We start from the raw sequence: 11,444 nt of genomic DNA, 5'->3' as shown, positions 1-11,444 counted from the left end.
CAAGCCGGGCCTCCACCGCGATCATGTCGCGCGACGTGAACCGCTCCTGGTCGCGCCCGTCCCTGCCCAGCGCAATCAGCTCGGGGCTGGAGCGCACCGCCCCCATTACCCGGTCGAACTGATCCTTGCCGTCGCTTTGTCGGAACGCGAACGTCGCAAGGTCGCGGGTGGTGAACGTCGCCTGCTGCCGGGTGATGGCGTCCAGCGCGATCGATGGGTTGGCGATGATCTTCTCGCCATTGTCGCGGGCGATGCGCGTGTGATCCTCGATCCGCTCGGCCTCAAGCCCCTGCTCCGGTCGCCGCGACGCGGCCGGGCCGATTTTGTGCTGCGGCTCAAGCTCGATGCCCTGCGCCTCATAGGAACGGTGATCGATCCGGCCCTCTAGCCCCAGCTCGGCCATGCGTTCGTTGACATGCGCGCTCCACGCCTCGCGCCAGTCCTTCAACAGCTCGGTCGAGTTCCAGTCGCGGTTCTTAGCGCCGAACCCCTCCGGCCCCACGTCACGCATCGCCAGCATGACATGCGCGTGCGGCTTGGGGGTGCCGTCCTTGGCCTTGTCCCAATGCACGTTGAGGTCCGCGACCATGCCGCGATCGACAAACTGTTTCTTCACGAAGTCCTTGGCGAGCGCGACGCCCTGCTTCTCGTTCATCTCGCGCGGAATCGAGAACTCCACCTCGCGGGCAAGCTGCGCGTCCTTGCGCTTCTCCCCCGCCTCCACCTCGTTCCACAAGGCCGCGCGATCGTTTAAACGCTCCGGCGCGCCCTCTGGCAACATCACCTCGGAGTGGATGACGCCCGCCTTGTTGCTGAAATCGTGGTTACGGTTGAAGCGATCGTCATGCAGCTCGGACGCGGACCGATAGGCGGCACTCGCCACCGCGCTCGCGCCGGTCTGGCGACTGATGACCTTGGCGGAAAAATGGTAGATCGCCATGACGCTTGGCTTATTACACTTCTGAGCGCACGTCGGCAACGACGTATAAGCGCGCACTCACAATCCGCTACGCTCCTCGTGATTGACTTGGTGCCGCTTTTCCTGCCGTTCGTGCTTTACCCCAATGCCGGGTCCGCTAAGGTGTCTCTGGTTGATGCGCGGAAGGGTGAGGGCGATGCGGAAGGTGCGCGATTACGACGCCGAACTGAAGGCGCTCGGCGACAAGGCCCGCGCGCTAAAGGCGAAGCGGGTTGAACAGCTCGGCCAGCTCGTCGCCGCCACGGGGGCCGATGCGCTCGATGCCGAGACGCTGGCCGGGGTGCTCCTCGATGCGATCGGGTCGAAGGATACCAGCGCGAAGGAGGCATGGCGTGCGAAGGGCGCTGCCTTCTTTCAGCGGCGCGGGCGGAAAGGTGGCGGCGCTGCTGCGATCGACGGATCGGGCGCTCAAGCTGAACCGGGCGGCGACGCTGCGGGCGGAAGCGGGTCAGCGGCGAACGGATAGCAGGGGCTGGGTCGTGCAACGCCGCGAACGAACGCGCCATCTGATCGAGCTGGGCGGGCTGGTCCAGAAAGCCGGGCTGGTCGAGCTAGCCGACGACGATCGCGCCACGCTCTACGGCGCGCTGCTCGATCTGGCGGGACGTGCGCGTGGCGATGATGCCGGCGACGTGCTGGCGCTGTGGAAGCGGCGCGGCAAGCGCGCGTTCGACGCGGAAGGCGAAGCGAAGGACGAAGCATGAGCGATTTCGATATCGAGGCGATCCGCGCCGAAGTCCGCGCGATGGATTTCGTGCGAGGCACGCCCGCGGAAGTCGCCATGTGGCGGGAGGACATGGCGGAGTCGCGCGCCAACCTCGTGATCGAGGACATGGTCCCGACGCCGAACGATGATGCGTTTTTCGACATGATGCTGGACGAAGGCGTGTCCCCTCCCCTCTTCATCGACGAGACCTGGGCCAAGACCAACATGACGCGGACCCACGGCCGAAGCCCGCGCGGGGAGCGCCTGCTGGCCAAGGTGCCGCACGGCCGCTGGCGCACACTGACTTTCATCGCCGCCCTGCGGCACGACCGCATCACCGCCCCGATCGAGCAGATGTTCTCCAAGCTCAAAACGCTGCTGCGCAAAGCCGATGAGCGATCCGTAGAGGCAACCTGGAGGCGGATCGGATCCCTGCTCGACTACTTCACACCCGACGAATGCCGAAACTATCTCGTCAACTCCGGATACGCTTCAACGTGATCCGGTCATGCTCTAGCCCTAAATCCTGCCCTCTTCTTCCCGCTTAGCCTGCGCCGCTCTGGTGACGGCGTAGCCGGCACGCAACAAATAGCGCATCGGCCGTTAGGCCGATTCCGTCGTTGTATCCTGACGCTGGTTATCCACAGACTGGCCTACCCCAAAGCTCACCTTTCGCGGTTCAGATTCTCTAATTCTTCTGATTCAAGATTCAGGGCGCTGAAAGGCCCGGATTTCTGCGGAAAAACGACTTCAACGGTGAGCGTTGGGGTCGAGTCGCGTGAGTTTCGGGGTAGCGTGCGGTGAGTTTTAGGGTCGGTAAAGGTGAGTGTTCGGGCCGGGTCCGGTGAGCTTCGGGGTAGCCGGGCAACCGGGTCGGCGGTGACGGTGAGTTTTGGGGTAGCCCCCTCACCGTTTCCATCGGGGAGCCGGAACATTTGCCTGGCTCACTTTTCGCGGTTAGGGTGAGTCGATAAGCCCCTCTTGCTCACCGTTGGTCAAGCCTATGTCCCAACCTGCCGTGGTCGATATGTCCTTCCGCACGCTGGCGCAAAAGGGGCGCGGAAATCCCTTTGATCCCGCCAATTACGGGGAAATCGTCAAGCCCGGCGAGCTGGTCGATATCGTCGAGCTAAGCCCCCTCACCCTCGCTGATCGCCGTATCTACAACCTGCTCATCGCCAATGCCTGGGAGCGTATTGGCGAGCCGATCATCCATCGCATTGCGAAGTCGGGACTGAAAGGGACGCACCAGGGCAACGAGCGCGTGGAAAGCTCGCTGCTACGTCTCATGGGCACTATCGCGATCGTCACGATCCGCAAGGACGGCAAGAGCTACAAGCGCCGCGTCCAGCTCCTCGGCCCCAGCGATGAAAGCCTCAAAAAGGACGGCTTCCTTCACTACCGCATCCCCGAAGAATTGATCGAGATACTGCGGAACAGTCAGGTCTATGCCCGTCTCAAGACGCAGGTAATGTATTGCTTTGAGTCGAAATACGCCCTCTGCCTCTATGAAATGATCGAGCGTCGCATCGGTTTGGAATACAAGCAGAAAGAGGAGTTCACGATCGAGGAGGTGCGCGGCCTGCTCAACGTCCCCGAGGGGAAACTTGAGCGCTTCGCCGATCTGAACAAATACTGCCTCAAGGTCGCTGTCGAGGAAATCAACAAGCTCTGCCCCTTCTATGTCGATTTCACGCCGATCAAGAACGGGCGCAAGGTCGAACGGGTGGCGCTCCACTGGTTCCCGAAAACGTCCAGCGGTAAGCGCGACGCACAGAACCTGATCGACCAACACAGCATCGTGCGACGCGCTAAGCTGCGTGGCGGGATTCCCGAGCTGCCCGTGCTGGTGGATTTCAGCACGCCCGCCGCGCAAAGGTGAGGCGCTGCCCCAAAACTCACTTTTCGATGATGCAAGTATAGCAGTATATTTGTATACTCCTATACGCTACGTGCGACGCGGCCCCTGCCCTTCTTCACGAAAAGATCGTCCAGCGCCTCACCTAGCAGGCTCTGCACCGTCGTTCCCTCCTCGGCCGCAAGAATACGGAGCTGCGTGCTGACCTCGGGAGCGAAATGTCCCCCTATCAGCTTGGTCCCCTGCCGCCCGGCCTGCGCGGGTCTGGCGGGGATTGGCGCAACGGTCGGGACGGGCGTCGCCGACGTGTCACCGCCGGCCTTGGCCCGGTCGAGCATCGCCTGGAGCGTGTTGCCCTTCGCCATCACGCCACCTCCGCCTTATCGTATAGGCGTATAACCGTATACTCGTATAGGCGGTTGATTTCCGCTGCGGCCGGGCCGTTCGGCTCGAACTCCTGCACTGCCTGGCCTGTGGCCTGCGCGCGGAAGAACGCCTTGCGGTTGCCGATCGTCACCGGACAGACCGCCGCGCCCAGCTCCTCGACTGCTTTCATCGCATCGCCCGTCTCCTGTCCTTGGGGCGGGACGAATGTCAGCACGACGGCGAAGGCGCGATCGAGCTGCCGCACCACGTCCAACGTGTGCGTCATGCTCATTGTATCGAACACCGCCGTCTTCGTCGGCACGAGGATGAAGTCGGCGTGCCGTGCGGCCTCATAGGCAACATCACGCGCGACGGCCGCGCCATCGATCACCACAAGGTCCGTGCCGGCGTCGGCACAGGCCTTGAGCATCGCCGCGAGCCGCACCGGCTGGATCGAGGCGACGGCGGGCGTGTCAAGCTGGCGCACATCTTTCCAGAACGATGCTGTCGCCTGCGGGTCTAGGTCGATGATCGCGGTTTCCTTGCCTGCCTGCTCGGCCGCCACGGCAAGGCACGTCGCCAGCGTCGTTTTTCCGACGCCGCCTTTCTGCGACAGGATGGCGAGAACCTTCATGCTACACTCCTACAGGTATAGATTTATACTTGTATACAGATATGCAGCGTGGAATGAAAGGGGATCACGACTTACCCCGCCAGTGGATCGTCACCGACAGGCCGAGACCGCTCGCGGACTCGGGGAGCGAAGCGGGTAGGAGCCACGGTGCCGCGAAGCGGTAGGCGCACCATCGCTTAAGCGGGTTGAAAGTGTCTGCCTGTGTGCTATAGTTCTGGGTATTATAGGACGATGCCGTGCGGATTTTCAAAACCAAATGGGTCGCGCGGTTCGTCCGACGTGAACGAATTAGTGACGCGGATTTGAAGGAGGCGATCGAGCGAGCCGAGCGTGGGCTTATCGACGCCGATCTGGGTGGCGGCCTCATCAAGCAGCGCGTCGCGCGACCAGGGCAGGGACGATCGGGCGGGTTTCGCATGATCGTGGCCTATCGGACGGAGGATCGGGCGTTTTTCCTCTACGGCTTTGCCAAGAGCGAGCGGGAGAACATCGATGACGACGAATTGCAGACCTTGCGGGACATCGCCGCCGAGTTCCTGGCGAACGACGACACCGCCCTTGATGAAGCCGTGAGCATCGGCAAGCTACAGGAGATTGAGAATGGCGAAGACGCTTAGCACGCTGACCGAGGCGCTCCTCGAGACGGCCGACGACATGCACAGCGTTGGTCTGATGGGCGATGACACCTATCGGAAGATCACCGTCCGCCACCTGGGGCCGGATGCGCCGCCTACGGCCGCGCCGATCACGCCCGATGAAATTCGCGGCGTGCGCGAAGAGGCGCATTTGAGTCAGGCCGCGCTCGCCAAATACCTGAACCTTACGACGGGTTATGTTTCGCAGCTCGAACGGGGCACCAAGCAAGCCAAGGGACCGGCGCTCGCGCTGCTGAATGTCATCCGCCGCAAGGGCATCGAAGTGGTTCAGTGATGGATAAACGAACGGAACAGCGTGGCCGGGCTGCAAAGCCAGCGGGATAGAGGCAGCCCGGACGCGCTATGATAGGGAAGGGGGGAGACGCCCGCCTTCTCGCTCGGCGGATTGACGCGTCGCCGCAACGGCCTCATCGATCAGGGCTTCCAGCTTCGCCGGCGACAAGTCCGCGAATTTGGCGCGCACTTCTTCAACGGTTCGATCAAACGCCCGCCACTTGCGGGTGAGAGTCGTCATAGAACCTCCCAAGCAAAACCTACGTGCAGGATCACATGATAGGCGCTTGCCGCTGGATAGATAAATACAGCGAATTTTCTGCTTTCGTTCCGCTCGGTCGTGACTCATAGAATCGTCATGCCGATCGCGCGCGAACATCGCTGGCTTTACCCGATCGACTGGCGCGAGCTGTCGGCCTTTATCCGCTTCGGCCGCGCCAAGGGGCGCTGCGAGCATTGCCGTCGCCCGCACGGCCGCTACGTGCTGCATCTCGGCGATGGGGTGTGGTGGGACGAGGACGCCGCACGCTGGCGCGACGGGCAGGGCAGGGGGGTTCGCCGTCTGCCCGCACCGATGGAGCTGGCACGCGCGCAACCGGGCTTCGCCGGCATCGACCCGCCCGCCTCGCTGCGGGTCACGCGCGTCGTGCTCGCCAGCGCGCACCTGAACCACGATCCCGGCGACAACCGACCGCGCAACCTCGCTGCGCTCTGCCAGCGGTGCCATATGCGCCACGACGCTGGCGAGCATCGCCGGCGCCGCCGGCGCAACGCCTTCCGGGTGCGCGCGATCGGCGACCTGTTCGCCTGATCGACGATCCCCTGCCTGCCTGCCTGCCTGCCTGCCTGCCTGCCGGGCCGTGGGCCAAGCCCCAAGGGTTGGGTGGGTGGAAGAAAGACGCGGCCGACAATGACGGCCTCCATTACACCTGCGCGACCACCGAGCTGCGCCCACCCGGTATGTGCCGGTAGAGCGTCGACGGCTGCACCCCGAGCTGCGCTGCCACCTCCTCGACGGCGATGGTCGGGTCTGCGAGCATCGCCTTGGCGCGCTTGATCTCCGCCGGTCCCATCGCCGGCTTGCGCCCGCCGCGTCGCCCCAACGCCTTCGCCTGGGCAAGTCCGGCGTGGGTGCGCTCTAGCGTCAGCTCGCGCTCGAACTCGGCGACGGCCGCGAAGACGTGGAAAACGAGCCGCCCGCCGGGGCTGGTGGTGTCGATGGCCTGGGTGAGCACGCGAAGGCCAATCTCGCGCTTGGCGAGATCTTCGGCCGTCTCCACGAGCTGCCGGACGGAGCGCGCCAGCCGGTCGAGCTTCCACACCACAAGGGAATCACCGGCGCGGATGTAATCTAGCGCGGCCCTCAATTCCGGTCGATCGCGCTGCGCGCCCGATGCCTTTTCGGTGAACACGCGTTCGCACCCGGCCGCATGGAGCGCGTCGATTTGTAGGGCAGGGGACTGATCCCTGGTGGAAACACGGGCGTAACCGACGAGCAAGGGCGTTCTCCGAGAACTCGACGCGAACTAGCCCGATTTCGAAGAAGGAAACAAGGTACGGTTTCGAGAGGCGAAATGGCCGCTGCGCGGCTGCTCACGCGTGTTGCACCAGCGTCCCCGGCAATCGTTCGTTTACGAGAGATTGAAGACATTACCAGACGTTTTAACTGTCGGGTAAATCCCCTTAGAGACCCTGTTCAGCCGTCATCGCCGCCCCGCCAGCCCGAGCCATCATGGTTGGGGTCGGCACCCAGACTTGGCGGGAGACCGGTGTCCCGCGCGGTCCCGGCGAAACGGTGACGCGCCACTCAAAATGTCCCGCAACCTCCGAACGGTCGGCCGCCGCTTGCACCTCCGAAGGCGTCGACGATATCCATACCCGCCGCGGCGCGACAATCGGTGCCCGCGGCCCCGGTCGCTGATTGACGATGCGCCATTCGTAATGTCCGGCGCCCGACATTGTGGTGGCGGCCTGGGCGTTGGTCATGCCGACGATAGCGGCGATCCCCGCAAAGGCGGCGGCGAGATAACGATTCATGGGCTTGGTCCTTCAATCTGAGCGTTGTTGCCAAAGCATATGTGCTGGCTGGCAGTCCGCGCATTTTGCCCGCTTGGTTACAAGTTGGGCGATCACGCACTGCTGCATCGGAAATTGCTGAAGATCGGCGGCGCGTGAGGGCGTAACGGTTGAGCCGCGTATAACGAATGTAGTTGCAGCATCTCGGAACGAGGGGGGAATCTACTCAATGGCGTCTTCCAATCAGCGGAATGCATGGTGAATCCCTCGCACAGTCGGCTGAGGCCGATGCCCCCGCGCATCATCATCCTGGCCGTGACGACCGTGCTTGCGGGTTGCACGACCTTCGATCCGGGCAGGGATCATGTGGCGATCGAGAAGTTGCTTGCGGATCGCGGCGCGCCGTCGCTGGGCTGGGAGCAAAACGACCAGGGCGAACAGGAGACACAGGCCCAGCAATCGGTCGCCGCCCAACCGATGACGGCGGATTTGGCCGTCAAGACTGCCATGCTCAGGAGTCCGCGCCTCCAGCAGATTTATGGCGAGCTCGGACTGGCTCGGGCCGATGTTCTCGACGCCGTCCAGGTCGCCAATCCGCGCATCAGCCTGTCGAGCCTGGCGCTCGCGGGCGGGCCGGGATCGCAATTCGTGTTCGGCGTCGCCGAGCCTCTGGTCGATTTGTTGACCTTGCCAGCCAAGGCGCGGCTCGCCCGTCTCGACTACGAACGCGCCCGGTACGAGGTGGCGGCGTCGATCCTGGGCGTCAGTCTCGACGTCGAGGCGGCGTGGTATCGCTATGTCGGAGCGCAGCAGGTTGCCGAGATGCGGGCGGCGGTCGCGGATGGCTTGCAGGTTTCGGCAGACCTCGCCCAGCGCTTTTACGACGCGGGCAACATCACGGAATTGCAGCTCAACCGCGAAAAGGCCGCCGCCAGCCAGGCGCGTATCGAGGCGACCCGCGCCGCCGTCGCCGGCAAGATGGCGCGTCTCGAACTCAACAATGCGATCGGATTGCGGGGAGCGGAGGCGGATTGGAAAAGCGACACCGTGCTGCCGCTGCCCCTCGCCCACGAGGATGACGTAAGCGAGTTGCAACGCCTCGCGCAGTCGAGCAGCCTGGAATTGCTCGCCGCGCAGAAGGGCGCTGTCGTCGCCGCCGGGGCGGCGCGGATCACGCGCAGCTTCCGCCTCCTTGGGGCCACCACGGTCGGTTACGGCCGCGAGCGCCAGGTCGACCGCTCGGTCATCCGGGGACCGACGCTCGACATCGAGCTGCCGATCTTTAACCAAGGCGGAGCTCGGGTCGCACGAACCGAAGCGCGTCTACGGATCGCGCGCGCGCGCCTGGCGCAACTTGCGCTCGCGTCCGGGAATGCGGTTGGGCTGGGCGCGGAACGCGTACGCGTGCTCAGCGAAGTGGTGGGCCTGTATCGCACGGCCTTGGTGCCGCAGCGTGAAATCGTGACCCGTCAAAGCCAGCTCGAACAGAATTTCGCGCTGATCGGCGAGTTCGAGGTGCTTCAGGCCAAGGCGCAGGAATACGAAGCCTATCAAGGGTTCCTCGAAGCGGTTCGGGATTACTGGCTCGCGCGCGTCGATCTGATGCGTTTGGTGGGGAACAGGCTGCCGAGTGATGCGGAAGCCAGGCAGAACACGCCGACCGTTTCCGAGATACTGACGCCGCCTGCCGCCCCGGCGATGGATCACTCGATGCATGGCGGCCACCATGGCGGGGGAGCGCCGCCGCCGGCAGGTCCGGCACCGTCTGGGTCGCCCGCGCCGCCTCCGGCCATGCCTGGGATGGTTCACGATCATGTGCCAACGCCGGACGCCAGCCCTCCTCCTTCGCCACCGCCCGCTCCGACGCCTGAACACCAACATCATGGAGCCGGCCAATGACCATCCATCGTCGTGACATCCTCAAGACGGGTGCCGCCGCAGCACTGGGGTCAGCGTTGACCGCGCGTGCCGCCGCACAGGATCATTCCATGCATGGCGGCATGGCGATGGGCCCGATGCCCATGCCGGCGGCCGAGCCTGTGGGCGTGGCGCCCGCCGTGCCGCGCGATCCGCGCTACGTGCCCGTCCGCACGCTCAACGGCTGGACGCTGCCGTGGCGGTTGAATGCCGGGGTCAAGGAGTTCCACCTTGTCGCCGAAGAGGTAAAGCATGAATTCGCGCCCGGATCGAAGGCAACCTGCTGGGGCTACAACGGTGGCACGCCCGGGCCGACCATCGAGGCCGTGGAAGGCGACCGGGTAAGGATTTTCGTCACCAACCGGCTGGGCGAGCATACGTCCGTCCACTGGCATGGGCTGATCCTTCCCTCCGGCATGGATGGCGTCGGCGGGATGACCCAGCCGCACATTCAGCCCGGCGAAACCTATGTCTACGAGTTCACGCTGCGCCAGCACGGCACGCATATGTATCATCCGCACGCCGACGAGATGACCCAGATGGCCTATGGCATGATGGGCCTGTTCATCATCCATCCGCGCGGCGGGGAGATCGTGCCGGTCGATCGCGATTACGCCTTCCTTTTGCACAATTGGGCGCTGAAACCCGGAACCTGGCGCCCGGACCCCTCGATCATGGTCGAGTTCGACCAGTGGACCTTCAACTCCAAGATGTTCCCGGCGATCGATCCGATCGTCGCGCGCACCGGCGAGCGTGTGCGCATCCGGGCCGGCAACCTGTCGATGTGGAACCATCCGATCCACCTTCATGGCGTCGAGTTCGAGGTGACGGGTTCCGATGGCGGGCGCTGGCCGCGCGAGCGCTGGCGGCGGGAGGTCACCGAACTGGTGTCGGTCGGGCAGATGCGCGACATCGAGTTTACCGCGGTCGCCGGCGACTGGGCTTTCCACTGCCATATGGCCCACCACACCATGAACGCGATGGGCCACGGCATCCCCAACCAGACCGGCGTTGATCAATCCGGTGTAGAGGCGCGGATTCGCAAGGTGTCGCCAAATTTCCTGCCGATGATGCGCTACGGCATGGCGGAGCACCAGGAACACACCGACGGCGGACATCAAGGTCCGGTCAACACGACGCCGATGATGGGCGGCAAGGGCCAGTTCGGGAATATGGAAATGGGCGGCATGTTCACGGTCGTGAAGGTGCGCGACGATATCGCGCGGGGCGATTTTACCGATCCCGGCTGGTATCGCCATCCGGCGGGAACGGTCGCAAAACGAGTCAGCGCAGACCCTGACTTCGGTTCTCCGCCGCGCCGTCAAGTGTAGCGGTTACGAAGCCCGGAATTGCACGCCTACTGGTGATTACCGCCAACCTTAATCGTGCATCGCACCGTCTCGCGCGCTCGAACCGCGGCCTTGCTGCACCCCTCGATCGTTTCGCGATTGGCCGTCACGATCCTGTCGCCGGCGACGATCGCGCGGAACGCGGTCGGGCTCGCGCTCTGCATCAAGCGCTGCCCCGCCTCCCAACGCGGCAAGTCTAACGACCGCGCCGCTATGCGCTCGGGCCATTGCCAGCTCGCCGGCGCGACCTCGCGCGCGACCAGGCCGGGCACTATCGCCCATGCGATGATGCCGATCGCGACCCCGCCCAGCCCGAACCATAGCTGCCGATTCTTCTGGTCGGCTCGCGTCCATGCGGACCCGGCGACGGCGCGAAGCTCGGCCATGACGCGGGCCTTGTCCTCGCCCGCCCTGGCGAGCGCTGCCTGATCCTCGCGCCGGGCCGCGTTACCCGCCGCCACGATCCGCTGCGCCATTTGCTCGGGCGTCATCGCCAGCGCCGGACTCCGGGCGATCACGTCGTTGATGACCGCGATCCGGTCGGCCGTGGCGTCCACGCCCTGCTGCATCCGCCCCAACGTCTCGGTATAATCGGGCACGTCGATCGCGCCGCGCTCGGCCGCCAAGCCCTCCACGGGGTGACTACACGAAAGTGACGTATCTGCACGCTAAGGGCGAACAAATCCGGTA

Annotated in this window: 14 protein-coding genes and 2 pseudogenes; 10 read left to right on the top strand and 6 right to left on the bottom strand. The window is 64.4% G+C overall.

The window, feature by feature from the left end:
- On the bottom strand, positions 1 to 940 hold a 940-nt coding region (gene mobQ / locus AX672_RS14405; RefSeq protein ID WP_202189344.1), incomplete at its 3' end, for a MobQ family relaxase.
- 175 nt (positions 941 to 1,115) lie between these two features.
- Here mobQ and AX672_RS14400 point away from each other — a divergent pair.
- The 5 genes and pseudogenes from AX672_RS14400 (at position 1,116) to AX672_RS14380 (ending at position 3,567) form a co-directional block, all read left to right on the top strand.
- On the top strand, positions 1,116 to 1,445 hold the full coding sequence (locus AX672_RS14400; RefSeq protein ID WP_066212924.1) for a conjugal transfer protein TraD: 330 nt from the start codon (positions 1,116 to 1,118) through the stop codon (positions 1,443 to 1,445).
- Between the two features lie 13 nt (positions 1,446 to 1,458).
- Positions 1,459 to 1,683: a conjugal transfer protein TraD gene (locus AX672_RS14395; RefSeq protein WP_066212920.1), complete on the top strand. Its 225-nt coding sequence runs from the start codon at positions 1,459 to 1,461 to the stop codon at positions 1,681 to 1,683.
- Positions 1,680 to 1,880 (top strand): annotated as a pseudogene (locus tag AX672_RS18930) (hypothetical protein); the annotation flags it as partial. The gene AX672_RS14395 and the pseudogene AX672_RS18930, both read left to right, overlap by 4 nt.
- Positions 1,878 to 2,186, top strand: a pseudogene (locus tag AX672_RS18925) (IS630 family transposase); the annotation flags it as partial. The pseudogenes AX672_RS18930 and AX672_RS18925, both read left to right, overlap by 3 nt.
- Before the next feature lie 502 nt (positions 2,187 to 2,688).
- Complete coding sequence (locus AX672_RS14380; protein WP_066652334.1) at positions 2,689 to 3,567, top strand: replication initiation protein; 879 nt, start codon at positions 2,689 to 2,691, stop codon at positions 3,565 to 3,567.
- Between the two features lie 59 nt (positions 3,568 to 3,626).
- On the opposite strand, the gene AX672_RS14375 is transcribed toward AX672_RS14380, so the two are convergent.
- A complete protein-coding gene (locus AX672_RS14375) occupies positions 3,627 to 3,908 on the bottom strand; it encodes a ribbon-helix-helix domain-containing protein (protein WP_196490168.1) in 282 nt (93 codons plus the stop codon).
- Entirely contained in the window at positions 3,908 to 4,543 is a 636-nt protein-coding gene (locus AX672_RS14370; RefSeq protein ID WP_066212949.1) for a ParA family protein, read from the bottom strand. Before AX672_RS14370 ends, AX672_RS14375 begins: the two co-directional genes overlap by 1 nt.
- Positions 4,544 to 4,779: 236 nt before the next feature.
- Between AX672_RS14370 and AX672_RS14365 the strand changes: the two genes are divergently transcribed.
- From AX672_RS14365 to AX672_RS14355, 3 genes are all read left to right on the top strand, one after another.
- Positions 4,780 to 5,160 (top strand): type II toxin-antitoxin system RelE/ParE family toxin, encoded by a 381-nt coding sequence (locus tag AX672_RS14365; RefSeq protein WP_066212947.1) that lies wholly within the window; start codon positions 4,780 to 4,782, stop codon positions 5,158 to 5,160.
- A complete protein-coding gene (locus tag AX672_RS14360; RefSeq protein WP_066212942.1) occupies positions 5,144 to 5,473 on the top strand; it encodes a helix-turn-helix domain-containing protein in 330 nt (109 codons plus the stop codon). The genes AX672_RS14365 and AX672_RS14360 overlap by 17 nt, the downstream gene beginning before the upstream one ends.
- Positions 5,474 to 5,830: 357 nt before the next feature.
- Positions 5,831 to 6,283 carry a hypothetical protein gene (locus AX672_RS14355; protein ID WP_066212939.1) on the top strand — a complete coding sequence of 151 codons (453 nt, stop codon included), beginning with the start codon at positions 5,831 to 5,833 and terminating at the stop codon, positions 6,281 to 6,283.
- A gap of 112 nt (positions 6,284 to 6,395) precedes the next feature.
- Here the strand turns inward: AX672_RS14355 and AX672_RS14350 are convergent, their stop codons facing one another.
- A complete protein-coding gene (locus tag AX672_RS14350) occupies positions 6,396 to 6,971 on the bottom strand; it encodes a recombinase family protein (protein ID WP_066212936.1) in 576 nt (191 codons plus the stop codon).
- 184 nt (positions 6,972 to 7,155) lie between these two features.
- Entirely contained in the window at positions 7,156 to 7,509 is a 354-nt protein-coding gene (locus AX672_RS14345; RefSeq protein ID WP_066548713.1) for a hypothetical protein, read from the bottom strand.
- A gap of 267 nt (positions 7,510 to 7,776) precedes the next feature.
- Between AX672_RS14345 and AX672_RS14340 the strand changes: the two genes are divergently transcribed.
- Positions 7,777 to 9,387: a TolC family protein gene (locus tag AX672_RS14340; protein ID WP_066652331.1), complete on the top strand. Its 1,611-nt coding sequence runs from the start codon at positions 7,777 to 7,779 to the stop codon at positions 9,385 to 9,387.
- Positions 9,384 to 10,736, top strand: a complete 1,353-nt coding sequence (locus tag AX672_RS14335) for a multicopper oxidase family protein (RefSeq protein WP_063976194.1) — start codon at positions 9,384 to 9,386, stop codon at positions 10,734 to 10,736. The genes AX672_RS14340 and AX672_RS14335 overlap by 4 nt, the downstream gene beginning before the upstream one ends.
- Positions 10,737 to 10,762: 26 nt before the next feature.
- Here the strand turns inward: AX672_RS14335 and AX672_RS14330 are convergent, their stop codons facing one another.
- Positions 10,763 to 11,389: a DUF6118 family protein gene (locus tag AX672_RS14330; protein WP_231731372.1), complete on the bottom strand. Its 627-nt coding sequence runs from the start codon at positions 11,387 to 11,389 to the stop codon at positions 10,763 to 10,765.
- Positions 11,390 to 11,444 lie beyond the last annotated feature (55 nt).

It is taken from the genome of Sphingomonas sp. CCH10-B3, from assembly GCF_001556185.1.
Taxonomy (GTDB): domain Bacteria; phylum Pseudomonadota; class Alphaproteobacteria; order Sphingomonadales; family Sphingomonadaceae; genus Sphingomonas; species Sphingomonas aquatica.
This window is presented reverse-complemented; position numbering and strand designations above follow the sequence as displayed.

Coding starts and splice junctions, on each gene's coding strand:
- AX672_RS14360 (WP_066212942.1), top strand. CDS start 5,144: ATGGCGAAGACGCTTAGCACGCTGACCGAGGCGCTCCTCGAGACGGCC.
- AX672_RS14375 (WP_196490168.1), bottom strand. CDS start 3,908: ATGGCGAAGGGCAACACGCTCCAGGCGATGCTCGACCGGGCCAAGGCC.
- AX672_RS14340 (WP_066652331.1), top strand. CDS start 7,777: ATGCCCCCGCGCATCATCATCCTGGCCGTGACGACCGTGCTTGCGGGT.
- AX672_RS14370 (WP_066212949.1), bottom strand. CDS start 4,543: ATGAAGGTTCTCGCCATCCTGTCGCAGAAAGGCGGCGTCGGAAAAACG.
- AX672_RS14400 (WP_066212924.1), top strand. CDS start 1,116: ATGCGGAAGGTGCGCGATTACGACGCCGAACTGAAGGCGCTCGGCGAC.
- AX672_RS14380 (WP_066652334.1), top strand. CDS start 2,689: ATGTCCCAACCTGCCGTGGTCGATATGTCCTTCCGCACGCTGGCGCAA.
- AX672_RS14355 (WP_066212939.1), top strand. CDS start 5,831: ATGCCGATCGCGCGCGAACATCGCTGGCTTTACCCGATCGACTGGCGC.
- AX672_RS14345 (WP_066548713.1), bottom strand. CDS start 7,509: ATGAATCGTTATCTCGCCGCCGCCTTTGCGGGGATCGCCGCTATCGTC.
- AX672_RS14335 (WP_063976194.1), top strand. CDS start 9,384: ATGACCATCCATCGTCGTGACATCCTCAAGACGGGTGCCGCCGCAGCA.